The 25,325-nt window shown below is 74.4% G+C and carries 19 protein-coding genes; 14 read left to right on the forward strand and 5 right to left on the reverse strand.

Annotation, left to right across the window (positions count from 1 at the left end; all coding sequences use genetic code 11):
• The first annotated feature begins 243 nt into the window (after window positions 1–243).
• The 4 genes from leuS to ACFFHC_RS06610 all read left to right on the forward strand — a co-directional run bounded on the left by leuS (window position 244) and on the right by ACFFHC_RS06610 (window position 7,801).
• Window positions 244–3,198, forward strand: coding sequence for a leucine--tRNA ligase (gene leuS, locus ACFFHC_RS06595; protein WP_379803965.1), 2,955 nt, complete (start codon window positions 244–246; stop codon window positions 3,196–3,198).
• On the forward strand, window positions 3,198–4,145 hold the full coding sequence (locus tag ACFFHC_RS06600; RefSeq protein ID WP_141494957.1) for a DegV family protein: 948 nt from the start codon (window positions 3,198–3,200) through the stop codon (window positions 4,143–4,145). The genes leuS and ACFFHC_RS06600 overlap by 1 nt, the downstream gene beginning before the upstream one ends.
• 138 nt (window positions 4,146–4,283) lie before the next feature.
• On the forward strand, window positions 4,284–5,300 hold the full coding sequence (locus tag ACFFHC_RS06605) for a ComEA family DNA-binding protein (RefSeq protein ID WP_238138181.1): 1,017 nt from the start codon (window positions 4,284–4,286) through the stop codon (window positions 5,298–5,300).
• Complete coding sequence (locus tag ACFFHC_RS06610) at window positions 5,297–7,801, forward strand: ComEC/Rec2 family competence protein (RefSeq protein WP_101849671.1); 2,505 nt, start codon at window positions 5,297–5,299, stop codon at window positions 7,799–7,801. Before ACFFHC_RS06605 ends, ACFFHC_RS06610 begins: the two co-directional genes overlap by 4 nt.
• A gap of 74 nt (window positions 7,802–7,875) precedes the next feature.
• Here ACFFHC_RS06610 and ACFFHC_RS06615 read toward each other — a convergent pair whose 3' ends face one another.
• A complete protein-coding gene (locus tag ACFFHC_RS06615; RefSeq protein ID WP_101849672.1) occupies window positions 7,876–8,826 on the reverse strand; it encodes a LysR family transcriptional regulator in 951 nt (316 codons plus the stop codon).
• Window positions 8,827–8,908: 82 nt separating this feature from the next.
• Here ACFFHC_RS06615 and ACFFHC_RS06620 point away from each other — a divergent pair, with 82 nt between their 5' ends.
• The 3 genes from ACFFHC_RS06620 (at window position 8,909) to ACFFHC_RS06630 (ending at window position 12,546) form a co-directional block, all read left to right on the forward strand.
• Window positions 8,909–10,150: an aminotransferase class V-fold PLP-dependent enzyme gene (locus ACFFHC_RS06620; protein WP_379803972.1), complete on the forward strand. Its 1,242-nt coding sequence runs from the start codon at window positions 8,909–8,911 to the stop codon at window positions 10,148–10,150.
• 78 nt (window positions 10,151–10,228) lie between these two features.
• The gene (locus ACFFHC_RS06625; RefSeq protein ID WP_141494630.1) at window positions 10,229–11,614 is read left to right on the forward strand and encodes a patatin-like phospholipase family protein; all 1,386 of its coding nucleotides are present in this window, start codon (window positions 10,229–10,231) and stop codon (window positions 11,612–11,614) included.
• Window positions 11,611–12,546, forward strand: coding sequence for an NAD-dependent protein deacetylase (locus ACFFHC_RS06630; RefSeq protein WP_141494629.1), 936 nt, complete (start codon window positions 11,611–11,613; stop codon window positions 12,544–12,546). Before ACFFHC_RS06625 ends, ACFFHC_RS06630 begins: the two co-directional genes overlap by 4 nt.
• Before the next feature lie 58 nt (window positions 12,547–12,604).
• Here the strand turns inward: ACFFHC_RS06630 and lexA are convergent, their stop codons facing one another.
• Entirely contained in the window at window positions 12,605–13,303 is a 699-nt protein-coding gene (gene lexA, locus ACFFHC_RS06635) for a transcriptional repressor LexA (protein ID WP_070705975.1), read from the reverse strand.
• Window positions 13,304–13,585: 282 nt separating this feature from the next.
• Between lexA and ACFFHC_RS06640 the strand changes: the two genes are divergently transcribed.
• The gene (locus tag ACFFHC_RS06640; protein WP_144043051.1) at window positions 13,586–13,966 is read left to right on the forward strand and encodes a LysM peptidoglycan-binding domain-containing protein; all 381 of its coding nucleotides are present in this window, start codon (window positions 13,586–13,588) and stop codon (window positions 13,964–13,966) included.
• A gap of 219 nt (window positions 13,967–14,185) precedes the next feature.
• On the opposite strand, the gene ACFFHC_RS06645 is transcribed toward ACFFHC_RS06640, so the two are convergent.
• A complete protein-coding gene (locus ACFFHC_RS06645; RefSeq protein ID WP_181443142.1) occupies window positions 14,186–14,617 on the reverse strand; it encodes a hypothetical protein in 432 nt (143 codons plus the stop codon).
• A 301-nt stretch (window positions 14,618–14,918) separates the two neighbouring features.
• Here ACFFHC_RS06645 and ACFFHC_RS06650 point away from each other — a divergent pair, with 301 nt between their 5' ends.
• From ACFFHC_RS06650 to ACFFHC_RS06665, 4 genes are all read left to right on the forward strand, one after another.
• Window positions 14,919–16,241 carry a cutinase family protein gene (locus tag ACFFHC_RS06650; RefSeq protein WP_379803978.1) on the forward strand — a complete coding sequence of 441 codons (1,323 nt, stop codon included), beginning with the start codon at window positions 14,919–14,921 and terminating at the stop codon, window positions 16,239–16,241.
• Window positions 16,238–17,047: an LmeA family phospholipid-binding protein gene (locus ACFFHC_RS06655; protein ID WP_379803981.1), complete on the forward strand. Its 810-nt coding sequence runs from the start codon at window positions 16,238–16,240 to the stop codon at window positions 17,045–17,047. Before ACFFHC_RS06650 ends, ACFFHC_RS06655 begins: the two co-directional genes overlap by 4 nt.
• Before the next feature lie 166 nt (window positions 17,048–17,213).
• Window positions 17,214–17,702, forward strand: a complete 489-nt coding sequence (nrdR, locus tag ACFFHC_RS06660; protein WP_070705965.1) for a transcriptional regulator NrdR — start codon at window positions 17,214–17,216, stop codon at window positions 17,700–17,702.
• Between the two features lie 219 nt (window positions 17,703–17,921).
• Window positions 17,922–20,894, forward strand: coding sequence for a vitamin B12-dependent ribonucleotide reductase (locus ACFFHC_RS06665; protein ID WP_379803985.1), 2,973 nt, complete (start codon window positions 17,922–17,924; stop codon window positions 20,892–20,894).
• A 77-nt stretch (window positions 20,895–20,971) separates the two neighbouring features.
• Here ACFFHC_RS06665 and ACFFHC_RS06670 read toward each other — a convergent pair whose 3' ends face one another.
• Window positions 20,972–21,382 (reverse strand): HNH endonuclease signature motif containing protein, encoded by a 411-nt coding sequence (locus tag ACFFHC_RS06670; protein ID WP_379803989.1) that lies wholly within the window; start codon window positions 21,380–21,382, stop codon window positions 20,972–20,974.
• A gap of 1,144 nt (window positions 21,383–22,526) precedes the next feature.
• Here ACFFHC_RS06670 and ACFFHC_RS06675 point away from each other — a divergent pair.
• Together ACFFHC_RS06675 and ACFFHC_RS06680 are read left to right on the forward strand one after the other, a co-directional pair.
• Window positions 22,527–22,907, forward strand: a complete 381-nt coding sequence (locus tag ACFFHC_RS06675; RefSeq protein WP_141494624.1) for a hypothetical protein — start codon at window positions 22,527–22,529, stop codon at window positions 22,905–22,907.
• Window positions 22,908–22,960: 53 nt separating this feature from the next.
• Complete coding sequence (locus ACFFHC_RS06680; RefSeq protein WP_379803992.1) at window positions 22,961–24,235, forward strand: sensor histidine kinase; 1,275 nt, start codon at window positions 22,961–22,963, stop codon at window positions 24,233–24,235.
• Between the two features lie 49 nt (window positions 24,236–24,284).
• On the opposite strand, the gene ACFFHC_RS06685 is transcribed toward ACFFHC_RS06680, so the two are convergent.
• The gene (locus ACFFHC_RS06685) at window positions 24,285–25,292 is read right to left on the reverse strand and encodes an NADP-dependent oxidoreductase (protein WP_379803995.1); all 1,008 of its coding nucleotides are present in this window, start codon (window positions 25,290–25,292) and stop codon (window positions 24,285–24,287) included.
• Between the last annotated feature and the right edge of the window lie 33 nt (window positions 25,293–25,325).

Below are 25,325 nucleotides of genomic sequence, written 5' to 3' on the forward strand. Positions count from 1 at the left end.
CACCCCGCAGGCGCCCGCGCACGGGGCACGCCCCGGCCCTGCGCTACCATCGCAGCATGTTGGCCGCGACCCTGCTCCTTCCACAGCCGCGATGACTCCCTGAGCATCGCGGCCACCCCTCCTGTGCGAGGGGCTTTTTCGTGTCAGGGGCCGGAACGCCCCCGCCATGCGGGCCTTCCGGCCACTCCGGGCCGCGCCACGACCGGCCACCCATCCAGCCACCCACCACCGTCAGGAGACCTGATGAGCGAGAACCACCGCGACGAGACCCCCTACCGCTACACGGCGCGGCTCGCGGGGGAGATCGAGAAGCGCTGGCAGGACCGGTGGGAGGCCGAGGGCACCTTCCGCGCCCCCAACCCGGTGGGCGACCTGGCACCGCAGGACCCCGCTGCCCGGGCTGCCGTGGCGGACCAGCCCAAGCTGATGATCCAGGACATGTTCCCGTACCCCAGCGGCGCGGGCCTGCACGTGGGCCACCCGCTGGGCTTCATCGCCACCGACGTCTACGCCCGCTACCAGCGCACCACCGGCCGCAACGTGCTCTACACGATGGGCTTCGACGCGTTCGGCCTGCCCGCCGAGCAGTACGCCGTGCAGACCGGGCAGCACCCGCGCACCACCACCGAGGCCAACATCGAGACCTACCGCCGGCAGCTGCGCCAGCTGGGTCTGAGCCACGACGACCAGCGCACGTACGCCACCATCGACCCGGCGTACTACAAGTGGACCCAGTGGATCTTCCTGCAGATCTACAACTCCTGGTACGACCCGCAGGCCCCCGGCCGCCGCCCGGGCACCACCGGCCGCGCCCGCCCCATCGAGGAGCTGGAGGCCGCCTACGCCAGCGGTGAGGTCCCCACCCCGGACGGTCGTCCGTGGGACCAGCTCGATGCGGGGGAGCGCGCCGACGCGGTCGACGCCCGCCGTCTGGCGTACCTGAGCGACGCCCCGGTGAACTGGGTGCCGGGCCTGGGCACGGTCGTGGCCAACGAGGAGGTCACCGCCGAGGGCCGCTCCGAGCGCGGCAACTTCCCGGTCTTCCAGCGCAACCTGCCGCAGTGGATGATGCGGATCACCGCCTATGCCGACCGGCTGGTGGACGACCTGGACCGGCTGCAGTGGCCGGACTCGGTGGCCACCATGCAGCGCAACTGGATCGGCCGCAGTACCGGCGCCCGCGTCTTCTTCGACGTCGCCGTGCCCCAGTCCGCCACCCTGCCGACCGGCCCGGACGGCCAGCCGCGGCTGGAGGTCTTCACCACCCGGCCGGACACGCTGTTCGGCGTCACGTTCATGGTGGTGGCCCCGGAGCACCCGGTGGCCGATGCGGTGCCGGCCGCCTGGCCGGAGGGCACCGAGGACGCCTGGACCGGTGGGCACGAGAATCCGCGGGAGGCCGTCGCCGCCTACCGGGAGGCCACCGCCCGCAAGTCCGATCTGGACCGGCAGGCCGACGACAAGAGCAAGACCGGCGTGTTCACCGGCATCTGGGCCACCAACCCGGTGACCGGTCAGCAGGTGCCGGTGTTCGTGGCCGACTACGTCCTGATGGGGTACGGCACCGGCGCGATCATGGCCGTCCCCGGGCAGGACCAGCGGGACCACGACTTCGCCACGCAGTACGGCATCGACGTGGTGCGCACCGTGCAGCCGACCGAGGGCCACCCCGACGACCAGGCCTTCACCGGTGAGGGCCCGGCCATCAACTCCAGCAATGAGAAGGTCGACCTGGACGGCCTGGGCGTCGCCGAGGCCAAGGCCCGGATGCTGGAGCACCTGCAGTCCGCCGGCACCGGCGAGGAGGCCATCACCTACAAGCTGCGGGACTGGCTGTTCAGCCGCCAGCGCTACTGGGGCGAGCCGTTCCCGATCGTCTGGGACGCCGACGGCCGCGCCCACGCCGTGCCCGCCGACCAGCTGCCGGTGGAGCTGCCCGAGGTGGCCGACTACAGCCCCAAGACCTACGACCCGGAGGACTGGGACACCCAGCCGGAGTCCCCGCTGGGCCGCAACACCGACTGGGTCAACGTCACCCTCGACCTGGGCGACGGCCCGAAGCAGTACCGCCGCGAGACCAACACGATGCCCAACTGGGCCGGCTCGTGCTGGTACGAGCTGCGCTACGCCGACCCCACCAACTCCGAGGCCTTCATCGACCCGGAGCTGGAGGAGTACTGGCTGGGCGCCGGGCGCGGCTTCGGCGAGGGCGTGGCCGACGACCCGGGCGGCGTGGACCTCTACGTCGGCGGTGTGGAGCACGCGGTGCTGCACCTGCTGTACGCCCGCTTCTGGCACAAGGTGCTCTTCGACCTGGGCCACGTGTCCTCCGAGGAGCCCTTCCGCCGCCTGTTCAACCAGGGCATGGTGCAGGCCTTCGCCTACCGTGACGACCGCGGCCAGCCGGTGCCGGCCGCCGAGGTGACCGAGCGCGAGGACGCCGACCACCCGCGGGCGCAGGACGGCATCGTGTACGAGTGGAACGGCCAGCCGGTCACCCGCGAGTACGGGAAGATGGGCAAGTCGCTGAAGAACGTGGTGACGCCCGACGAGATGTGCGAGTCCTACGGCGCCGACGTCTTCCGCGTGTACGAGATGTCGATGGGGCCGCTGGACGCCTCCCGCCCGTGGGACACCCGCGCGGTGGTCGGCTCGCAGCGCTTCCTGCAGCGGCTGTGGCGTGCCGTGGTCGACGAGGCCACCGGCGAGCTGCGCGTCACCGAGGACGCCCCCGACGCAGACACCGCCCGGGCGCTGCACCGCACCATCGCGGGGGTGGCGGACGACTACGAGAACCTGCGCTTCAACACGGCGGTCTCCAAGCTCATCGAGCTGACCAACGCGGTCACCAAGCTGAGTGCGGTGCCGCGCGCCGTGGCCGAGCCGCTGGTGCAGATGGTGGCGCCGCTGGCCCCGCACCTGGCCGAGGAGCTGTGGAGCCGCCTGGGGCACGCGGAGTCGCTGGCCACGGTGGACTTCCCGCAGGCCGACGAGGGCCAGCTGGTGGCCGAGACCGTCACCTGCGTGGTGCAGGTCAAGGGCAAGGTGCGCGACCGCCTCGAGGTGGCGCCCGACATCGCCGACGACGAGCTGGAGGCCACCGCCCTGGCCAGCGAGAAGGTCCAGGCGTTCATCGACGGCGCGCCGGTGCGCAAGGTGATCGTCCGGGCCCCCAACCTCGTGAACATCGTCGTCTGATGACGCCGCGCGTCGCCGTGGTGACCGACTCCACCGCGGACCTCCCGATGGCCAGCTGCCCCGACACCGGGCTGGTGGTGCCGCAGGTGCCCCTGCACGTGGTCGTCGACGGCCGCAGCCACCGGGAGGGCGTGGACCTCGACCCGGCGCAGCTCGTGGAGGGGCTGGAGTCCAAGGTGGCGGTGAGCACGGCCTCCCCGGGCCCGGCGGACTTCGAGGAGGTGTGGCGGCGCGCGCTCGACGGCGGTGCCGAGCACGTGGTGAGCGTGCACCTCTCGGGGCGCATGTCCTCCACGGTGGAGGTGGCGCGGTCCACGGCGGCGTCCTCGGGGCTGCCGGTGACGGTGCTGGACTCCCGCAGCGTGGCGGCAGGCCTCTCGGCGCCCGTGCTGGCCGGGGCGCGGGCGGCCACGGCCGGGGCGTCGGTGGACGAGGTCGTGGCCGTGGTGGAGCGGTCGGCGGACCACACGCAGGCGCGCTTCGTGGTGGAGTCCCTGGACCGCTTGCGGCGGGGCGGGCGCATCGGAGCGGCGCAGGCGTTCATCGGGACGGCGCTCGCGGTCAAGCCGCTGCTGCAGGTGGCGCGCGACGGCTCGGTGGACGGCTGGCAGAAGGTGCGCACGCTGCGGGCGGCCCGGGCGGCGCTCCTGGCCTGGGGTCAGGAGGCTGCGGTCTCGCAGGCCGACGCGGTGGTGGACAGCCTGGGGGAGGACGAGTTCGGCGAAGGGCAGGGCGTGGCGGTGGACGTGGCCGTGCAGCACCTCGGGCGCCCGGAGGTGGCCCAGGAGATGGCGGCCGCGCTGGAGTCGGTGCTGGACGAGTCGGCCTCGGTGACCGTGTCGCGGCTGGGGGCCGTGGTGGGCGCGCACACGGGAGTCGGCACGGTGGCGATCGTCGTGGCCCCGCGGGTGGAGGGCGACCCGGGGCGGTGGACGCCAGCGCCCTGAGGTGGCGCCGTGGGGGGCGTCCTGCGGCGGCCCCTGTGGACGGCGGCGAGGAGCGGCCTGCTCGTCCACAGCGCGGCCCGCGGTCATCCCGCTCGGGCCGGCAGGTCTCCCTAGCGTGCGGTCGCGGGGGTGGTGTCCATGGACGAACGGCCGGACGGGTACGGCCAGCACGCGAGCGGCGAGGACACCGGTGGCGGGCCGGGTGCCGGTGGGCGGGGCGACCACGTGGTCTGGGAAGGCCGCGGCGTGGAGCCCTCCGCGCGGTTCGGTGACGCGGCGCGGGTTGCGTTGACGGCGGCGGCCGATCAGGTGGACGTCCCGTCCTCGGTGGCGGGCGCACGCATGGCACCGGGGCACACCGCGCTGCGGGTGATGGCGGTGCTCGTGCTCGTGGTGGTGCTCGGCCTGGGGGCGTGGACCTGGTGGACGGGCCGGCAGGCGGCACCCCACCCGGTCGCGGCACCGGCGGGTGCTGAGGGAGGGGCCGAGGCAACTGGCGCGGGCCGCGAGGAGGGTGGGGCTCCCGGGGGCGGGGGTGGTGCCGGGGGTGGCGAGGCGTCCGGTGGGGCCTCAGCCGCGGCGTCCGGTGCCACCGGGGACCCGGCTCCCGGTGCCGCGGGGGTATCCGGGGCCGGAGAGGGCGCCGGGCAGGTCGTGGTGCACGTCGTGGGGGAGGTGCGGTCCCCGGGGGTGGTGCGGCTGCCGTCGGGGGCCCGCGTGGCCGACGCAGTGCGCGAGGCCGGGGGACCGACCCGCCGCGCCGACGTGTCGGTCCTCAACCTGGCCCGTCCGGTGACCGACGGGGAACAGCTGGTGGTGCTGCGCCCCGGTCAGGACCCACCCACCCCGGCGGCCGTTCCAGGTGGTGCGACGGGTCCGGGGGGTGCGGCCGGGGCCGGAACCACCCCGGGCGGCGCCGGCGGGGCGGCCCCCGGCGGTGCGGAGGAGCCGGGAGCCGGCGGCGCGCTGGACCTCAACACCGCCGACCAGGCGGCCCTCGAGGAGCTGCCCGGCGTGGGCCCGGTGACGGCCGAGCACATCCTGGCCTGGCGTACCGAGCACGGCCGGTTCACCTCGGTGGACGAGCTCATGGAGGTCAGCGGCATCGGGGAGAAGACCCTGGAGACGCTGCGTCCCCACGTGAGCGTCAGATGAGCACGCGCGCCGACCTGCGCCTGCTCGTCCCCGCCCTGGTGGCCTGGGCCACCGGGGCCGCCGCTCTGGCCTGGGGCGCCCCGCTGCGGTGGGCGGTCGTGGGGTGCTGTGCCCTGGTGGCGGTGCTCGGCCTCGTCCGCCTGCACCGGGGTGGGCCGAGGAGGCCGGTGCCCACCGCCGTCGCCACGGCCACGGCGGTGGTGACCGCGCTCGTGGTTGCGGCCTCCACACTGGCCCAGACGCAGCACGAGCAGGGCCTGGTCTCCCGGGCGGTGGCCGACGAGTCGGTGGTGACCGCCGAGGTGACCCTGGAGGCCGACGCCCGCCGGGTGGTGAGCGAGGGGCGTTTCGGCCGCAGCGAGCTGGTGCTCGTGCGGGCCCGGGCCCACCGCATCGTGCACCGGGGGCAGGAGTCGACGGCCGACGCCCCGCTGCTCGTCCTGGCGAAGCCGGGTCGGGGCTGGGACGGGCTCACCTGGCGCACGCGGCTCACGGTGAGCGGCCGCCTCGCGCCCTCGGAGCCGGGGGACGACGTGGTCGCGGTGCTCACCCCTGCCCGTGCCCCGCAGGACGTGGCGGCGCCCGGGGGAGGGTGGCGGGTGGCCGAGGGGCTGCGGGAGGGATTGCGGCAGGCGGTGGACCCGGTGTGGGCCGACGCCCGGGGACTCGTGCCCGGACTGGTGCTCGGCGACACCTCGCTCACGCCCGAGGACCTGACCCAGGCCATGACCGAGACCGGTATGACCCACCTCAGCGCGGTCAGCGGGTCCAACGTCGCCATCGTGGTGGGGGCCGTGCTGTGGGTGGCCGCCGGCGTGGGCCTGCCCCGGCGCGCCCGCCCGTGGGCCGCCGCGGCGGGCCTCGTGGCGTTCGTGGTGCTGGCCCGCCCGGAGCCGTCGGTGCTGCGCGCAGGGGTGATGGGTGCGGTCGGGCTGGTCGCCATGACCGCCTCCCGTCGGGCGGCGTCCTTCCCGGCGCTCGCGGCCAGCATGGTGGTGCTGCTCCTGTGGGACCCCTGGCTCGCGCGGTCGTACGGTTTCGCGCTCTCGGTGCTGGCCACCCTCGGGCTCGTGCTCTTCGTGAGGCCGTGGGCCGCGGCGCTGCGCAGGCGGTGGCCCCGCCTGCCCGAGCCGGTGGCGCAGGGGCTGGTCATCCCCGTGGCGGCTGCGGTCACCACCTCGCCGGTCGTGGCGATGCTGCAGGGGCAGGTGAGCGTCGTCGGCCTGCTCACCAACCTGCTCGCCGCCCCGCTCGTGGCGCCGGCCACGCTCGGTGGGGTGGTCGTGGTGCTCGTGCACCCCGTGTCGCCGCTGGTGGCCGGGTGGGCGGCCTGGGTGGCTGCGGTGCCGGCCCAGGTGATCGGCCTGACGGCGCGGTGGGGTGCCGCGGTGCCCTACGGCGCGGTGCCGTGGCCGTCCTCGGGGCCTGCCGCGCTCGGGATGGCGCTGCTCCTCGCGGCCGCGGTGCTGCTGGGGCCGGGCCTGTGGCGGTGGGCGGGGCCACGGCTGCGGCGCCTGGTCCTGCCCCGGCCGGGGTCCTGCGTGCTACCCGGCCCGCGGGAGGGGACGGGGCAGCGGACCGGGCAACGGATCGGGCAGGGCCGCCTCGAGACCGGTGCGCTCTGTTTGGCGGCCGGCACCGCGGTGGCCCTGTGGGGACTACCGGGCGTCACCCAGCCCCTCCTGACCGGCCGGGACGGTGCGGCCGCGGACTGGCGGGTGGTCATGTGCGACGTGGGGCAGGGCGACGCGCTGCTCCTGCGCACCGGACCCCAGCGCGCCGTGCTGGTGGACACCGGCCCGGCCGGGGCGCCGGTGGCCGCCTGCCTTCGGCGCTCCGGGGTGCACGCGCTGGACGCGGTGGTCGTCACGCACAGCCACGCCGACCACTCGGGCAACCTCGGTGCGGTGCTCGACGCCGTGTCCGTGGACCGCGTGTGGGCCTCCCCGGAGGACCTCGCCCGGCCGATGCAGCCCGGGCACCCCGCTGAGTGGCGAGAGGTGGCGCGGGCCAGGGGTGTGGCGGTCGAACCGTTCGGTGCCGGCACGTCGCAGCAGGTGGGCACCGCTCGCTTGCGGGCGGTGTGGCCGCGTCCGGGGGTCGACCTGGCCGCCGACGACCGCCGCAACGACGGCAGCCTGGTCGTCCACGCGACCGTCGACGGCCCCGACCCCGGCCCGGGCTCGGCGGTCACGGTCCTGCTCACCGGCGACCTCGAGGAGTCCGGGGGCGCCGCTGTGCAGCAGCTCACGGCATCGGACCGGGTGGATGTGCTCAAGGTCCCGCACCACGGATCGGCCCACCAGGGACGCGGGCTGCTGGACCGAGGCGCCCCGCTGTCCCTGCTCAGCGTGGGGGCGCAGAACGACTACGGGCACCCCGCCGACCGCACGGTCGAGGCCCTGCGCGCCGCCGGCAGCACGGTGGTGAGCACCGCCGAGGAGGGCACGGTGGCCGTGGGGCGCGACACGGCCGGCACCCTGTGGTGGGGCCGGCCGTGAGCGGGGCGCGCGGGAGGCTGACGAGGTGGCGCGTCGCCGGGTGGGTGGGCGCTCGCGGAGGAGCGCCGTGGCGCTCAGTCGGCGGTCTCGGGCGCGAGGGCCTCGGGCACCTCGGCGGCCATGGTGGCCGCGGCGCCGCAGAGGGCCTCCATCATCGCGGCCACGGCGGGCACACGCATGAGGTCCGGTGTGCTCACCGCGTGGATGGTGCGCCGCGAACCGGTGCTCAGGGGCAGGGCCACCACCCCGGCGTGGCGCACGTGGCGCAGCACCATCCGCGGCACCAGCGCGGCCCCCAGCCCGGCCGAGACGAGGCCCAGCACCGCCACGTAGTCCTCGGTCTGGAACTCCACGCGCGGCACGAAGCCGGCCTCCTGGGCCAGGTGCATGAGGTGGCCGCGGCAGCGTGCGCAGCCGGCGATCCACGGATCGTCGGCGAGCGCGGCCAGGTCCACGGTGTCGCCGCCGGCCTGCGGGTGGTCCTCCGGCAGGGCGACGAGCATCTCGTCGGTGAGGATGTCGCGGATCTCCAGGCCGGCCAGGTCGTCCACCTCGCGGCCCACGGTGGTTCCGCTGTGGGAGAAGGCGACGGCGAGGTCGCACCGGCCGTCGCGCAGGGCCGCGAGCGACTCCGGCGGCTCGGCCTCGGTGAGCTGGATCTCGATGCTGGGGTGCTCGCTGCGCAGGTCGCGCAGGGCCTGGGGCACGAGGGCGGCGGTGGAGGAGGGGAAGGCGGCCACGCGCACCCGCCCGGACTCCAGCCCGGCGATGGAGCTGAGCTCCTGCTCGGCGGTCTCCAGCAGGGTGAGCACGGTGACGGCGTGGCGGGCCAGCACCTGCCCGGCCTGCGTGAGGCGCACCGTGCGCCCCTGCCGCTCGACCAGGGGGGTGCCGATGCGTCCCTCGAGACGGCGCACCATCTGCGAGATGGCGGGCTGGGTGTAGCCCAGCGAGTGGGCGGCGGCGGTGAAGGAGCCCTGCTCCGCGATGGCGCGCATGATGCGCAGCCCGGCCGTGTCGATCATGGGCTCACTGTAACTTGCTGTTGGGCCTCGGCAAAGGATCGCGCCATTGTGTAATCGGACGTCCGCTCCCACAATGCCGTCCATGACGATGACGCCGGCCCGTCCCCTGTCCTGTGAGCCCGCCGTGGCCACCCGCCACGTCGAGCCCGCCGAGCCCGCCGAGCCCGCCACGCCGGCCAGCGCCCTCGCCGGCGGCGAGGACGCGCCCGTGCCCGGGGCCGCGGACGAACCGGCCCCGGGCACGCGGGACGCCGCGTGGCTGCGCGACCAGTTCGCCACCACCGGCGGCTACCTCAACGCCGCCACCTGCGGCCTGCCCACCCGGCGCACCACCGAGGCCATGGCCCGCGACGCCCGGCGGTGGACCACCGGGGACGTCTCGCCGGTCGGGTACCACGAGCACGTGGAACGGGCCCGTGCGCTCTACGGCCGCCTCGTAGGGGTGCCGGCCGACCGCGTGGCGACCGGCTCCCAGACGTCGGTGTTCACCGGCATGGTGGCCGCGGGGCTGCCCGACGGCGCCGAGGTGGTGGTGGTAGAGGGCGACTTCTCCAGCCTCGTCTACCCCTTCCTCGTGCAGGCCGAGCGCCCCCACCCCACCCGCGAGGGCGGCCGCATCACGGTGCGCTCGGTGCCGCGCCAGGAGCTGTGCACCTCCCTGCGCGAGGAGACCGCGGCCGTGGTCTACAGCCACAGCCAGAGCGCGTGCGGCAGCCTCACCGCCCCCGATGCCGTGCGCCGCGCAGCCGAGGCCGTGGGTGCCCTGACGGTCTGCGACGTCACCCAGTCCGCCGGCTGGCAGGCGGTGGATGCCTCGCTGGCCGATGTGACGGTCTGCTCGGCCTACAAGTGGCTCTGCCACCCGCGCGGCGTGGCGTACATGACGGTCTCCGAGCGGGCCATGGACGCCCTCGTGCCGGTGAACGCGGGCTGGTACGCCGGCGAGGTGGTCTGGGACTCCATGTACGGCCCGGCCATGCAGCTCTCCTCGCGTGCCTCCCGCTTCGACGTCTCGCCCGGCTGGCCGCTGTGGCCCGGTGCCGTCGCCGCTCTGGAGGACTTCCTCCAGGTGCCCACCGGTGCGGTCAACGCCCACGACGTGGCGCTCACCAACCGCCTCCGGGCCGGGCTGGGCCTGGCACCCTCGGACTCCGCCATCGTCAGCCTGCCCATGCCGCCGGAGGCCGCGCAGGCCGCGGAGCGGGCCGGGCTGACCCTCTCGCAGCGGGCCGGGGGGGTGCGCCTGAGCTTCCACGTGTGGAACACCGAGCAGGACGTGGACCGCGCCCTGGAGGTGCTGGCGCCCTTCGCGCAGCGCGGCTGACGCCCGGCCGGTCCGGGGCAGGGCGGGTGGCCGACGAGCCGTCCGGTCCGGGCACGCACGTGTGGTGTGATGCTCTGCGTGCCCGACTCCCTGCTCCCGGACCCCGCCGGCGCCCAGATGGCCGCCGCCCGGGACGAGGCGCACCACGGACCCAGCTGGCGCGGACCCCGCCGTGGCACGGCCCTGTGCCTCTCCGGTGGCGGGTTCCGGGCCGCCCTGTTCCACCTGGGAGCCCTGCGCCGCCTCAACGAGCTGGGCATGCTCGGGCAGCTGCGCACCGTCTCGGCGGTGAGCGGCGGCAGCATCGCCGCGATGCTGCTGGCCGACCCCCGCCTGGGCTGGCCGACGCCGGACGCCCTGAGCCAGAGCATCGACTCGGCCGACCTGGTGGAGCCCGACCCGAGCGCCCCGCCGCTGCCGCGCGGCGACACCGTGCCCGGTGGCCTGTTCTCCGCCCCGCGGGTGGAGGGGTTCGAGCAGTACGTGGCCGAGCCGCTGCGTCGCCTGACCCGTCACAACCTGCGCACCCGCGCGCTGGTGTCGGGCTGGGGGCCCAAGGTGCGCCGCCCGGCCGACCGCAGCTCCCGGGTGCTCGCCGACCAGCTGGTGGACCACATCGACTGGTGGGCGGCCGACCTGCGGGAGGCCCGCCGCACCGCCGGCCCCGCCGTGGTGGTGGAGGCCACCGAGCTCGCCCACGGGGTCAACTGGACCTTCGCCGACTCCCGCGCCCACCCGCCGCGGGGCCGCGTCGGGGACTACCGGCTCGGCTACGGCGACCCGCCGGCGGGGCTGCGCCTGGCCGACGTCGTCGCGGCCTCGAGCGCCTACCCGCCGTACTTCGCGCCGTTCGACCTGGACGCCACGACGCTCGAGCTCAGCGGGGGTCACGCCGGGCACCTCGACGCGGCCGCCCGCCCCCGCATCGAGCGCACCGTGCAGCTGCTCGACGGCGGCATCTACGACAACCTCGCCCTGGAGCCGGTGTGGCGCGACCACGCCGGGGTGCTCGTGAGCGACGGGGGCGCGGTGTTCCGGGCCCGCAGCGCCCGCACGCCGTTGGGGCGCATCCTGCACGTCATCAGCATCGCCGCCGGTGGCGGGGAGGTGACGCGTCTACGCTGGCTGCACTCGGCCTTCAACTGGGGCGTGGTCGAGGGGGCCTCGTGGGCCATGGACTCGCGGGTCCCGCAGAGTTACCCCATCGAGGTGGCGGCACGCATCAACGCCATCCGCACGGACATGGACGCCTTCAGCGAGGCCGAGCAGAAGATCATCGAGCGGCACGGCTACGGGGTGGCCGACTCGGCCATCAGGCGGTACGCCCCGCACCTCATCCTGCGCGACGCGCCGGCGCGCTACCCGCACCCGGAGGTGGCCGACCCCGAGGTGGCGCTGCGGGCGCTGCGTGGGTCGGGGCGGGTGTCGCTCGTGGGGCGCCGGCCGCGGCGGGGGCGCGCGTGAGTGCCGGCGGCACCCTGCCCGAGGTGGCCACGCCGGTGACCCTGCCGCCGGAGGTCGTGGCCGCGCCCCAGGAGGTGGAGGCCCTCGCCGAGCTGCTGGCGACCCGCCGCCTGGCCGTGGTGACCGGCGCGGGGATGTCCACCGCATCGGGCATCCCGGACTACCGCGGACCGGACGGGGTGCGCCGCGTGCAGCCCATGACCATCGGGGACTTCCGTGCCGGCCCGGCCTCGCGGCTCCGCTACTGGGCGCGGGCCTTCGTGGGCTGGGAGCGGTTCACCGGCGCTCGTCCCAACACCGGCCACCGTGCGCTGGCCGCCCTGCAGTGCGAGGGGGTGGACACCGGGGCGGTCGCGGGCATCACCGGGGTGATCACGCAGAACGTGGACGGGTTGCACCAGCGGGCCGGGTCGCCGGACGTGCTCGAGCTGCACGGGACGCTCTCGCGCATCGTGTGCCTGGCCTGTGGGGCCACCGAGGAGCGCGAGCACCTGCAGGCGCGCCTGGCCGAGGCGAACCCCGACCACCGTCGGGTGGCGCTGGACGCCGGGCAGGTGCGTCCGGACGGCGACGTGGCCCTGGACGAGGAGGCCGTGGCGGCCTTCCGTGCGCCCCGCTGCCTGGCGTGCGGGTCCGACGAGCTCAAGCCGGACGTCGTGTACTTCGGGGAGAACGTGCCCCGCCCCCGGGTGGACGCGGCGTACGCGATGGTGGACGCCGCCGACGGGTTGCTCGTGCTGGGCTCGAGCCTCAAGGTGATGAGCGGGTACCGCTTCGCCCGGCACGTGCACCGCGCCGGGGGACCGGTGGTGGTCCTGACCCGCGGCTGGCACCGCGCGGACCGGGAGGCCACGCTCACGGTGGACGCGATGGTGCACACGACGCTTGCCGCGGTGGCCGACCGCCTCGGGGTGGGCGTCCCCGAGGCGTGACCCCCGTGCGGGAGCGTGGCGACCGGGTGCGCGCTGACCGGGAGTGCCCTGCGGGGGCTCAGACCCTGCGCAGCACCGCGGTGACCTTGCCCAGGATGGTGGCGTCGTTGCCGTCGATGGGGTCGAAGGCCGGGTTGTGCGGCTGCAGCCACACCTGGTTCTTGACCTTCTTGTAGGTCTTCACGGTGGCCTCGTCGTCGAGCAGCGCGGCCACGATGTCGCCGTTGATGGCGGCCTGCTGGCGGCGCACCACCACCCAGTCGCCGTCGCAGATGGCGGCGTCCACCATCGAGTCACCCTTGACGCGCAGCAGGAAGAGCTCGCCGTCGCCCACGATCTGGCGGGGGAGCGGGAAGACGTCCTCCACGCGCTCCTCGGCGAGGATCGGCCCGCCGGCGGCGATCTGCCCCACGACCGGCACGTAGGAGGCCGGCGGGCGGGAGTCGGCCGCCTCGGAGGGGTCCCAGGTGTCCTCCGGGAGCTTGCGGTACCCGCGGTCGCCCGGCCACTGGGCGTCGAGGATCTCCAGCGCGCGGGGGCGGTTCGGGTCGCGGCGGATGTAGCCCTTGCGCTGCAGTGCGTTGAGCTGGTGCTGCACGGAACTGGCCGAGGCGAGCTCCACCTCCTCGGCGATCTCGCGCATGCTCGGCGGGTACCCGCGCTCGTCGATGGAGCGGCGGATGCACTCCAGCACACGGGTCTGCCGGTCGGTCAGCGGCTCGTTCCGGCGCAGGCCGGGCTCGTTCTTCTCGGTCATGTCGGGGTCCCCCTTCGCGGGTCGTCGCGGCGGAGAACTGCGCGTCATGACGCCGGATCTCCGAGGTTGTCGGTGGTCACCGCTTCACTGCGTGGTGTCGGCAGGGCGTGCGGCGGGAGGTCCCGCTCGTACGCACGGCCGACAACCGGTGCACACAGGATACGACGTCACCGTCCCGCCAGAAGGACATCCGTTCGGGCGTGTCTTGGTGAGTGTCGGTCACCTGTGCTACACATAGTACAGACATGCGACGGACATCCGTCCGGACCTGGAGGAGATGACATGACTGCGATGACTGCGATGCCGCTGGAGGTGCGACCCGTTCGCCGTGGCGGGCGCCCGGTCGCGTCGGCCCGGGGGGCGGTGCGCCCGGCACCTCGCATGCGACTGACGGCCCGGGGGCGCGCGGCGCGACAGGCGCTCGTGATTGCCGTGGCGGTGGTGATGGTGCTGCTCGTCGCCTGGCAGGCGACCGGCGCCGGCCGGGACGCGGGGGTGGCCGAGCGCGTGGTGGTGGCCCAGGACCAGACGCTGAGCCACGTGGCCGTGGAGCACCTGCCCGAGGTGCCCGTGGACCGCGCGGTGCTCATGCTGCAGGAGGCGAACGGACTGGGCACCAGCCAGGTGCAGGCCGGTCAGGAGCTGGTCATCCCGCGTCGTTGACGAGGGAGTCGGCCCGGCCGGGGAGGAGGGACCGGCCAGGAGGGGGTCGAGGACTGCGTGGTCCTCAGGGACGTGTGGCCACGCGTGATGGGGTGCGCCGCGGACGTGAGACATCCGTGGCAGGGACGCCCCGTGAGGGAGAGAGCCCTCCCCACCGCCTCGTGGCGGTGGGGAGGGCTTCCGCTCGTGGGGGACCTGTCCGGGCGTGCCGTGGCCCGGTCAGTCGAGGGGGGTACCGGTGGCGCGACGCCACATGGGGCCGAGGCCCTCGAAGGGCGCGAACCAGCCGGAGATGTGCACGTCCATGACGAGCCCGTTGACGCCGGCGGTGAGGAAGTCGCTGGCGCCGCGCACGACCTCCACGGGCTGCAGGGCCAGCAGGTCGCCGGGCTCCTCCGCGTCGAGCATGCCCTGCTCCACCGCGAAGTGGCGGGCCCGCTCGCTGCTGGTGAACCCGAGCAGCATCATGGCGCCCTCGATCTGCGCGGCGACGGGAGCCACGGACCCCTCCGGCCCCGCGGGCAGGAACCACCAGCGCGGCAGGGCGAAACCGGCCCTCCACAGGGCGGTGATGGTCTTCTGGTCGCCACGGTCGCGCGTGAGGGCGTGGAGGCGGTCGGTCTCGTTGGGGGCGGGCATGGCGAGGTCCATGGCCCCACTCCACCACACGCGGGGCCCGCCCGGTGGTCGCAGCGCCGCAGCCGGGGCTCGGACTCGTCGTGCGTGGGTGGTGCAGGAGCGGGGTGGCGCAGAGGTGGCACACCCCCTGGCGGCGTCGCGGAGGGCTGGCACCATGGCCGGTGTGAGCGTGCGTCGGTCCGGTGGGTGGCGTCGCGGTGGGGCCGCGGCGACGGTGGTGGGGGCCCTGGTGCTGGGAGCCGCACCCCTGTCTTCCGCGGGAGCCGGGACGGCGCCTTCCGTCGCCGCGTCAGGCGCGCCCCGCCCGCACGCCATGGCGCACGCTGCTGCGCGCGACGGGAACGGGTCGGATGTCGACACGGGGCCTGCCGCTCGCATCGAGGACCCGACCGGCCGGCGCCCGGGCCGCACCGGCACGTGGGGCGACCACCCGACCGCCTCGCGCGACCTGGGGGACCTGCCCTGTCGGGAGCTGCTCTTCGTGGGGGTCCGTGGGTCCGCCGAGCAGGTGCCCTGGGGCAACACGGTGAACCGTGCCCGGGAGGGTCTCGCCGAGCGCCTGGACCGGTCGGTGAACCAGGTGTGGCTGGAGTACCCGGCGGTGGACCCGCACACGCTGCGCACCGCCGACCTCGAGGGCGCCGTCCTGGAGGCCACGCCGCGCGCGAGCCGGTACTTCGCCTCGGTGGACGCCGGCAGCGCCGAGCTCACGCGCGTGCTGGGTGCCAGTGCCCGGGAGTGCCCGGGGCAGCAGGTGGTGGTGGTCGGCTTCTCGCAGGGTGCGCAGGTGATCACGCGCGCCCTGGCCGGTGGTGCCGACAGCTCGACGCTGGCCGCGGCGCTGCTGCTGGGGAACCCCGCGCACCACCCGGGGCAGAACGTCCGGGAAGTCGGTGGACAGCTGGACACCCCCGCCATCGGGCTGGCGGCCACGCTGACCTACCTGCGCTCCCGGGCGCGCCCGCAGGAGACCACCACGCGGCGCCAGGCCGTGCACAACCTCGTCTCGGAGGTGTTCGCGCTGCACCGCGGCGAGGTGTCCAACAGCTCCATCGCGGCCACACTCGAGGCCGGTGGCGACGTCATCGCGCCGGGGGAGTACTCCCGCGTGCTCAGCATCTGCAGCACCGGTGACGTGGTCTGTGACGCCGCGCCGGCCATGAGCCGGGTGCTGACCTCGGCCACGGGCCTGGAGGACGAGTTCGCGACCGCGCGGCCCATCCACGGCGGGTATGCCGGGGAGGTGCTGCGCCCCGGCATCGAGGTGCTGGTGGACCTGATCGCCCCGGACGACGCTCCGCGTGACGCGTCGGGTGACGCCTCGGGGCGACCGCGCGACGGCGGCGAGGGGACGCATCAGGGGGCGCGAGAAGGGGCGGACGAGCGTGCGCACGGGGGCGTGGACGGCGCGCCGCACGGTGCCGGCGGCACTGACCCGGCTGATCCCGCCGACCCGGCCGACCCCGGGGACGGCACGACGCCCGGCGACCTCGCCGCGGGCACGGGCCGTGAGGGCGGCTCCCCGTGGGTGGAGACCGGTCCGCCCGCGTGGGTCCTGCCCACGGTGTCGGTGGCGGCAGGGGTGTTCTTCCTCACCTCGTGCGGCCTCGGCCTGGCGTTGTGGAGGCGGCGGTGACCGATCCCGTGGAGACGGTGGGTGCCCGTCCCGCCGCGGCGGAGGGGAAGGGCGTGCACGAGGCGGGTGACCGTCCCGAGCGCCCCGGCGATCGGGGTGCGCGGCGCCGCGACCGCAGGGCCGTCGCAGCCCTGGTGGCGCTGCTGGTGCTGCTGCTCACCCTTCTGGTGGGCGACCTGGCGCTGCGGCGGTACGTGGTCGGCCGCATCGAGCAGGAGGTCGGGGCCACCGTGCACGGCCGGGTGCGGGCCGACCTGGACGGCTGGCCGACCGCCTGGCACGTGGCCCGCGACGAGTACCCGGAGATCGACGGGACACTCTCCGGCGCGGTGGTGGAGGTTCGCGGTCGCACCGTGCTCGTGGACGCCGACGTGCGCGCGCGGGACGTGCGCGACCTCTCCGGGGGCGGGGACGCGGTGCACGTGGAGCACCTGGCCGGGCGCGTGCGCACGAGCTGGGAGGACCTCTCGCGCGTGACCGGGGCGGACCTCTCGGGTGACGAGGACGGGCGCCTGTCCATCACCACCGACGTGCCGGTGATGGGGGAGCGGTTGCCGGTGAGGGTGACCGGTCGCCCGGTGGTGGACCCCGCGACGGGGCAGCTGGGGCTGGCGGACGCGCAGGCCTCCCTGGACGAGGTGGACGTGCCCCAGGACGTGGTGGACGGGCTGTTGCCGCGGGTGGCCACCTACGCCAACCTGCCCACCTACGAGGGGCTGCGCTGGACGGGGGTGCGGGCGACGGCCGAGGGGGTCGAGCTGGAGCTCCGCGGCGAGGGGGTCGACCTCCCGCGACACGCCGGCTGAGGGAGTGGAAAGCGCGGCCCGGAGCCGGGTTCCGGGCCGCTTGGCCGGGAGGTTTGCGACCGGCGCCGGGGAGGCCGTAGGCTCTACATCTAGTGGTGCTGAGGAGATCAGCACACAAGATGATCCACTTTTCGCCGTATCACGCGCCACCGGGAGGAGTTCCGCCGTGCACTGTCCGTTCTGCCGCCACGAGGACACCAAGGTGGTGGACTCGCGCGTCCAGGAGGACGGTACGGCCATCCGCCGGCGCCGCCAGTGCACCGCCTGCGAGCGGCGCTTCGGCACGGTGGAGTCGGCCACCCTCAGCGTGGTCAAGCGCTCCGGCGCCAGCGAGCCGTTCCGGCGGGACAAGGTGATGTCCGGGGTGCGCAAGGCGTGCCAGGGCCGCCCGGTCACCGACGACCAGCTCGGCCTGCTCGCCCAGCGCGTGGAGGAGAGCATCCGCTGCACCGGCCAGGCCGAGATCGACGCCCACGACGTGGGCATGGCCGTGCTGCCGGTGCTCCGGGAGCTCGACCTCGTGGCCTACCTGCGCTTCGCCTCGGTCTACCGGGGGTTCGACAGCCTGGAGGACTTCGAGCAGGCCATCACCGAGCTCCGCCAGGAGCGCGTGCCCGCCGGGGACCGCGCACCGGAGGTCGTCGGCGCCGGCTGACACCACTGGGCAGCCCGGCGAGGGGGTCGGGCCGCCCAGCCACCGCGGCCCGGACGTGCCACGCCCGACGCCGACCGTCCGTGCCCCGGCACGGACGTACGCACCACCCGCCCCGCACCACCTGCACGACCGACCGCAGACCGACCAGAGACACACCACCCCGAACCGCACTGCACGACCGGCGGACGAGAGCCCGCCACCGCCCACCAAGGAGAGGTCATGACCGACACCACACAGGCTCCCGCGTCCACCCAGCAGCCGGGCGGCGGACTCACCATCAACCGCATCCACACCACCCCGGGCGTGCACCCCTACGACGAAGTGACCTGGGAGAAGCGCACCGTCGAGCAGACCAACTGGAAGACCGGTGAGGTGATCTTCCGCCAGGAGGACGTGGAGTTCCCGTCGTTCTGGTCGGCCAACGCCTCCACCATCGTCACCACCAAGTACTTCCGCGGCGCGGTGGGCACCCCGGCCCGCGAGACCGGCCTCAAGCAGCTCATCGACCGCGTGGTGCTCACCTACGTGGCCGCTGGCAAGAAGCACGGCTACTTCGCCACCGAGGACGACGCGCTGGTGTTCGAGCACGAGCTCACCTACGCGCTGCTGCACCAGATCTTCAGCTTCAACTCCCCGGTGTGGTTCAACGTGGGCACCAAGAGCCCCCAGCAGGTGAGCGCCTGCTTCATCCTGGCCGTGGACGACTCCATGGACTCGATCCTGAACTGGTACCGCGAGGAGGGCTTCATCTTCAAGGGCGGCTCCGGTGCCGGCCTGAACCTCTCGCGCATCCGCTCCTCCAAGGAGCTGCTGAGCTCCGGTGGCAACGCGTCCGGCCCGGTGTCCTTCATGCGCGGCGCCGACGCCTCGGCCGGCACCATCAAGTCCGGTGGCGCCACCCGCCGCGCGGCCAAGATGGTCGTGCTCGACGTGGACCACCCGGACATCGCCGAGTTCATCGACACCAAGGCGCGCGAGGAGGACAAGATCCGTGCGCTGCGCGACGCCGGGTTCGACATGGACCTGGGTGGCGACGACATCACCTCGGTGCAGTACCAGAACGCCAACAACTCGGTGCGCGTCTCCGACGAGTTCATGAACGCCGTCGTGGAGGGCCGCGAGTTCGGCCTGCGCTCGCGCACCACCGGCGACGTCATCGAGACCGTCGACGCCCACGACCTGTTCCGCCGCATGGCCAGGGCCGCGTGGGAGTGCGCCGACCCGGGCATCCAGTACGACGACACCATCAACCACTGGCACACCAACCCCGAGTCGGGCCGCATCAACGCCTCGAACCCGTGCTCGGAGTACATGTCGCTGGACAACTCGTCGTGCAACCTGGCCAGCCTGAACCTGCTGAAGTTCCTCAACGACGACGACACCTTCGACGTGGAGCGCTTCCAGGCCGTCACCGAGCTGGTCATCACCGCGATGGACATCTCCATCTGCTTCGCCGACTTCCCGACCGACCCCATCGGTGAGACCACCCGCAACTTCCGCCAGCTCGGCATCGGCTACGCCAACCTCGGCGCCCTGCTCATGGCCACCGGTCACGGCTACGACTCCGAGGGTGGGCGCCAGCTGGCCGCGGCCATCACCTCGCTGCTCACCGGTGCGTCCTACAAGCGCTCCGCCGAGCTGGCTGCCGTGGTGGGCCCGTACGCCGGGTACGCCCGCAACGCCGAGGCCCACAACCGCGTGATGCGCCAGCACCGTGACGCCAACGCCCAGCTGGCCCCGATGCACGAGATGGACGCCCACATCCAGGACGCCGCCACCGAGGCCTGGGACGCCGTGGTGGCCCTGGGCGACGAGCACGGCTACCGCAACGCGCAGGCCTCCGTGCTGGCCCCCACCGGCACCATCGGCTTCATGATGGACTGCGACACCACCGGCATCGAGCCGGACTTCTCGCTGGTCAAGTTCAAGAAGCTCGTGGGTGGCGGCTCCATGCAGATCGTCAACCAGACCATCCCGCGTGCGCTGCGCCTGCTGGGCTACGACCAGGCCACCACCGAGGGCATCGTCGACTACATCGCCGAGCACGGCCACGTGGTGGACGCCCCGGGCCTGGCCGAGGAGCACTACGAGATCTTCGACACCGCGATGGGGGAGCGCGCCATCGCCCCGATGGGCCACGTGCGCATGATGGCGGCCGTGCAGCCGTTCCTCTCCGGTGCCATCTCCAAGACGGTGAACCTGCCCGAGCGCGCCACCGTGGAGGAGATCGAGGAGGTCTACCTCGAGGGTTGGAAGCTCGGCCTCAAGGCGCTGGCCGTGTACCGCGACAACTGCAAGGTGGGCCAGCCGCTCTCCAGTGGCAAGGGCGAGAACAAGGGCTCCGAGGCGTCCGACGAGGCCGAGGGCACCGACGCCCCGGCCGTGGCCGCCCCGGTGGAGAAGGTCGTCGAGTACCGCCCGGTGCGTCGTCGCCTGCCCAAGCGCCGCACGGCCCAGACCACGAGTTTCGCCGTGGGTGGGGCCGAGGGCTACCTGACTGCCGGCACCTACGAGGACGGCTCGCTGGGCGAGATCTTCCTGAAGTTCGGCAAGCAGGGCTCGACCCTGGCCGGTGTGATGGACGCGTTCTCCATCGCGGTGTCCGTGGGCCTGCAGTACGGCGTGCCGCTGGAGACCTACGTGGAGAAGTTCAGCAACCTGCGCTTCGAGCCGGCCGGCATGACCGACGACCCGGACGTCCGCATGGCGCAGTCGCTCATGGACTACGTCTTCCGCCGTCTGGCGCTGGACTACCTGGACTTCGACACCCGCGACTTCATGGGCATCCACACGGCCGCCGAGCGCGCCCGTCACCTGGAGACCGGGTCGTACTCCCCGCAGGGCGGCGGATCGGACGAGGGCGACGACTCCGACATGGAGAGCCAGCTGGAGTCCTACAGCCAGTCCATCGCGCCGGCCGCGGCCAAGCGTCCCGAGGGCGTGAACGGCTCCTCCCGCGTGGAGGCCGCCGACACCGCGCTCGAGGGTGAGACCGGGGCCCAGGCCCAGGCCACCGCGACCGACGCCGCCCAGCCGGTTGACTCCGGGGTGCACTCCTCCGCGGAGCTCATGGAGGCCAAGTTCGGCAAGGCCGCCGATGCCCCGCTGTGCATGACCTGCGGCATCAAGATGCGCCCTGCCGGTTCGTGTCACATCTGCGAGGGCTGCGGCAGCACCTCCGGCTGCAGCTGATCGCCCACCCGGCGCCCCGGGACCCCGTCCGGACCACCTCGGTCCGGGCGGGGTCCCCGCGTGTGGGGGAGGGGTGCTCAGGCCACCTGCGTGCCCGGGGGTGGCTCGGGTCGCCCAGTCGTGACCGCCGGCGGAGGACCCACCTGGCCCGTGGGGTCCGGGGGCGGCTCGCACGCCGGGTCCCACCAGACGACGCGGTCCGGATACACCGCGGCCCGCAGGCCGTCCCGGTGCACGATGGTGTGGTGCCGTCGGCAGAGCAGCGCCAGGTTCGCCAGACTCGTCGGCCCGCCCTCCGACCAGTGCGTCACGTGGTGCGCCTCGCACCAGCCCGGGGGCCGGTCACAGCCCGGGGCCGTGCACCCGCCGTCCCGGGTGAGCAGGGCGCTGCGCATGGCGTTGGTCGCGGCCCGGTCGACCCGTCCGGTGTCCAGGGGAGTCGAGGGGCCACCGAGCATCTGGGGCAGCACGCCCGCGTCGCAGGCCATCCGGCGCACCTCGTCGGCGGAGAGCACCTCGCCACCGGAGGTCGTGCCGTACCCCGCACGCCCCCGGTCCGTGACCGGCGCCGGGCCCCGCGCCCACCCGTGGGGTGCGGGCCGCCCCTCCAGCGTCGCCCGCACCGCCTCCACGTCTGCCGTCACCACGAGGGTCGTGGACCCCGACAGCCCGCACCCACCGGCGCTCGGGTCGGCGTCGGCGGCCTGGGCGCGCCACCAGCTCCAGCAGCGCGTCCGCCCGGCGTTGCGCCGCGGAGCGCGTGTCGGCCACCAGCGCCGGCGGGCCGTCCCCGTCGCACACCGCCGTCGCGGCGGGACGCGGCGCGGCCAACCCGTTGACGGCGGCGTCCAGCCGGGCGGCGTCGGGCACGCAGAGCTCGAGGGTGTAGCGCACCCGGCCCCCGACGCGGCGCGCCACGGTCAGCGAGTTCACGGCTCGTGCGCGTTCGTCCAGCTCGTCGAGCACGTCGTCGCCGTACCGGGCCAGGATCTCGCGGGTCAGCTGGTCCAGCGCCCGGCGTGACCCGTCGGTGGCAGCCGCACGGTCCAGGTAGTGCCCCACCACCTCGGAGCGGTCGGCCCCCGGCAGCAGCGGCAGAGTCCGGTCGGCCTCTCGCACCGCCTTGGCGGCCAGACGCACCCCGATGCCGTCCTCCCACAGCGCCTGCCGGAGCGACTCGCCGCCGGGGCCCTGTGTGGCCGCGGCCAGCATCGCCACCGCCCCGGCCGTGCCGTGCTCGCGTTCCCCGGCCCGCTCCCGCACCCACGCCGCCGCGGAGGCGCACCGGCTGCCGGCGATGGTGCCGCGCTCCTGCGCCTCGGCCACCACCCCCACGAGGAGGGCCTCGGCGGCCCGGGCCACCTCACCCAGCACGCGGGCGGCCGCGTCCAGGTCGCCCTCACCGGCCTGCCACAGCCGGTCGCGCGCCCCTGCCAGCTCGGCCGCCACCGCTCCGGCGCCCTCCAGCACGTCCTGGATGCGTCGCACGTGTCACCCCCTCGGTGGACCTCGTCCCATGGGTGCTTCCCCTGCACCCACCTCCACCGTACACGCAAACCGAACAGAATGCAACAGGCGTACCAACCTGCATCGGTCCCAGCCACCCGCCCGCGCCCCGTACGCTGTGCCGCGATGACCTCGACCTCCCTCTTCCTGAGCGCGCTGCTGGTGCTCCTGCTCGTCGTGCTCGGGCTCGACCTGCGGGCCACCGGCCGCCCGGTGCATGGGCTCACCGGCATCCTTCAGCTGGACAACCGCCAGGCCTCCCACTGCGACGGCTGCCGCCGCGCGGTGCGCCTGCGCGCCCGGCCGTGGGTCATCGCCTCGATGGGGGTGGTGCTCGTCGGCCTCGTGGCGAGCGTGACCCTGGCCACCCGGTACGCCGTGGGCAACGGCCTCCCGGCCTCGCTGCTGTGCCTCACCGCGTTGCTCGCCATCGGCCCGCTGGCGCTGGCGAATCGCCGTGCCTCGCACCGGGTCAGGGAGTCCTCCGGTCACGAGCCGGGCTCCTGAGGGGCCTCCCGCCCACGTCCCCGGAGGGCCCGAACGGCCTATATCATGTTGCAATGACGTCTTCCACCCCTGCTCTCGTGTCGGGCACCCGTCCGTCCCTGCGCCAGGGGCGCATCGAGGCGCTGGACTCGCGCTGGGCGGAGATCGCCCTCGTCGTCGCCGTCTGGGCCCTCGGGCTGGGCTACGTGGCGCTCATGTTCTGGCCCGATCCCAGCCTCACCGACCCGGCGCTCGTGGAGCGCCAGGAGCAGGCCCGCACGCTCGACCTGCTGGTCGGCCACATCGGACTCGCGCTGTTCGTGGTGCGCCACCGCCATCCGGTGGCCATCACCCTGCTGCTGGGCGCGATGATGGTGGTCTCCAGCTTCGCGGCCATGCCCTACCTCTTCGCGATGGTCTCGCTGGCCACCTACCAGCGCCTGCGCCCCATCGTGCTGGGCATGCTCATGATGCCCCTGGCCACCCTCGTGTACTCCTACACGTTGCAGCGGTGGCTCCACCCCGAGGTCGTGGGCAAGGAGCTCGGGGCCACGTTCGCCGCCGATGCCGTGTACTCCCTGGTCATCGGCCTCATCTTCGTGCTGCTCGGCTGGAACATCGGCGCCCGTCGCGAGCTGGCCGCCCACGCCGCCGAGCGCGCCGCCAGCGCCGAGCGCGAGCACGCCGCCCGCCTGGTGAGCGCGCGGATGGCCGAGCGCACCCGCGTCGCGCGGGAGATGCACGACGCCCTGGGGCACCGCCTGTCCGTGGTGGCCATGCACTCCAACGGGCTGGCCTACCGGCAGGACCTCTCCCCGGAGGAGGTGCGCGAGGCGTCCACCACCATCGCCACCCAGGCGCGCACGGCCCTCAACGACCTGCGCGAGATCCTCGGCGTGCTGCGCTCCGACATCGCCGAGGAGGACCAGGCCGCCTCGGCGATGCCGGACCTGCGCCACCTGCCGGAGCTGGTGGGGGAGACCTGCGGGGCGGGCTGCACCGTGCGCCTCGAGGTGCCCGAGCGCCTCACCCTGGACAGCGGGGGCCTGCCGCAGGCCGCGAGCCGCCACGCCTACCGCGTGGTGCAGGAGTCGCTCACCAACGCGTGCAAGCACGCCCCCGGACAGCCGGTCCACATCGCGCTCAGCGGGCAGGCAGGCGCGGGGCTCGCGCTGCGCGTGGTCAACCGGCTACCCGCCCCCGGCGAGGAGCCGGCCGACGTGGTGAGCGGCGGCATGGGCCTGACCGGCATGCAGGAGCGCGTGCACCTGGCCGGCGGGCGCTTCTCCGCCCAGGCGCAGGAGGGTGAGTTCGTCGTGGACGCCTGGCTGCCCTGGCCGGCCGCCTGAGGCCGACGCGGGCAGCCCGGGCACCCACCCACCCCGCTGACGGGGCGACTCAGACGCGTACCACCATCTTCCCCGTGTTGGCGCCGGCCAGCAGGTCCATGAACGCCTGGGGCGCGTTCTCGATGCCGTGGCGCTCGGTGACCTCCCAGCGTAGCGAGCCGTCGGCCACCCACGGTGCCACCTGGGCCACGAAGGCGTCCTTCTCGGCCTCGAAGTCGGCGGCCAGCAGCCCGCGCAGCGTGAGGCGCTTGCCGATGACCCACGCCAGGTTGCGCGGTGCGGCCGGCGGCTCGGTGGCGTTGTACTGGGCGATGGCGCCGCACATCGCCACGCGGCCGTGCGGGCGGAGCGCGCCGATGGCGGCCTCCAGGTGGTCGCCGCCCACGTTGTCGAAGTACACGTCGATGCCGTCGGGAGCGGCCTGGGCCAACTGGCCGGGCAGGTCGCCGGCGCGGTAGTCGATGGCGGCGTCGAACCCGAGCTCGCGCAGGTGGGCGGCCTTCTCCGGCCCGCCCGCGGAGCCGATGACGCGCGAGGCGCCCATGAGCCGCGCGAGCTGGCCGACCATGGAGCCCACGGCGCCGGCCGCGCCGGAGACGAAGACCGCGTCGCCCTCGCGGAACTCGGCGGTGCGGGTGAGGCCGCCCCAGGCGGTGAGGCCGGGCATGCCGAGCACGCCCAGGTAGGCGGCGTCGGGCACCGAGGTGGTGTCCACGACGCGGGCGTCAGCGGCGTCGAGGACGGCGAGGTCCCGCCAGCCGGCGAAGTGCGTGACGTGCGTGCCCACGGGCAGGGCGTCGGAGCGGGACTCGACGACCTCACCCACGGCGTGGCCGGTGAGCGGCTCGTCGACCTGGAAGGGCGGGATATAGCTGGGCCGGTCGTCCATGCGACCGCGCATGTACGGGTCCACGCTCACCACGCTGTTGCGCACCAGCACCTGGCCGTCGGTCAGCGGCGGCAGCTCGGCGGTCTCGGTGCGGAAGTTCTCGGCCGTGGGGGCGCCCGTGGGCCGGCTGGCCAGGACGATGCGGGTGGACGTGCGGTCGGTGCTCACAGCGGTGCCTTCCGGGGTCGGGGGAGGGGCGCG

Origin of the sequence: Kytococcus schroeteri, from assembly GCF_042433515.1 — a bacterium.
Lineage (GTDB): Bacteria > Actinomycetota > Actinomycetes > Actinomycetales > Dermatophilaceae > Kytococcus > Kytococcus schroeteri.

Excerpts from the sequence above, each read along its gene's own strand:
- leuS (WP_379803965.1), top strand. The coding sequence starts at position 244 with ATGAGCGAGAACCACCGCGACGAGACCCCCTACCGCTACACGGCGCGG.
- ACFFHC_RS06600 (WP_141494957.1), top strand. The coding sequence starts at position 3,198 with ATGACGCCGCGCGTCGCCGTGGTGACCGACTCCACCGCGGACCTCCCG.
- ACFFHC_RS06605 (WP_238138181.1), top strand. The coding sequence starts at position 4,284 with ATGGACGAACGGCCGGACGGGTACGGCCAGCACGCGAGCGGCGAGGAC.
- ACFFHC_RS06610 (WP_101849671.1), top strand. The coding sequence starts at position 5,297 with ATGAGCACGCGCGCCGACCTGCGCCTGCTCGTCCCCGCCCTGGTGGCC.
- ACFFHC_RS06615 (WP_101849672.1), bottom strand. The coding sequence starts at position 8,826 with ATGATCGACACGGCCGGGCTGCGCATCATGCGCGCCATCGCGGAGCAG.
- ACFFHC_RS06620 (WP_379803972.1), top strand. The coding sequence starts at position 8,909 with ATGACGATGACGCCGGCCCGTCCCCTGTCCTGTGAGCCCGCCGTGGCC.
- lexA (WP_070705975.1), bottom strand. The coding sequence starts at position 13,303 with ATGACCGAGAAGAACGAGCCCGGCCTGCGCCGGAACGAGCCGCTGACC.
- ACFFHC_RS06640 (WP_144043051.1), top strand. The coding sequence starts at position 13,586 with ATGACTGCGATGACTGCGATGCCGCTGGAGGTGCGACCCGTTCGCCGT.
- ACFFHC_RS06645 (WP_181443142.1), bottom strand. The coding sequence starts at position 14,617 with ATGGACCTCGCCATGCCCGCCCCCAACGAGACCGACCGCCTCCACGCC.
- ACFFHC_RS06650 (WP_379803978.1), top strand. The coding sequence starts at position 14,919 with ATGGCGCACGCTGCTGCGCGCGACGGGAACGGGTCGGATGTCGACACG.
- ACFFHC_RS06665 (WP_379803985.1), top strand. The coding sequence starts at position 17,922 with ATGACCGACACCACACAGGCTCCCGCGTCCACCCAGCAGCCGGGCGGC.
- ACFFHC_RS06670 (WP_379803989.1), bottom strand. The coding sequence starts at position 21,382 with ATGGCCTGCGACGCGGGCGTGCTGCCCCAGATGCTCGGTGGCCCCTCG.
- ACFFHC_RS06675 (WP_141494624.1), top strand. The coding sequence starts at position 22,527 with ATGACCTCGACCTCCCTCTTCCTGAGCGCGCTGCTGGTGCTCCTGCTC.
- ACFFHC_RS06680 (WP_379803992.1), top strand. The coding sequence starts at position 22,961 with ATGACGTCTTCCACCCCTGCTCTCGTGTCGGGCACCCGTCCGTCCCTG.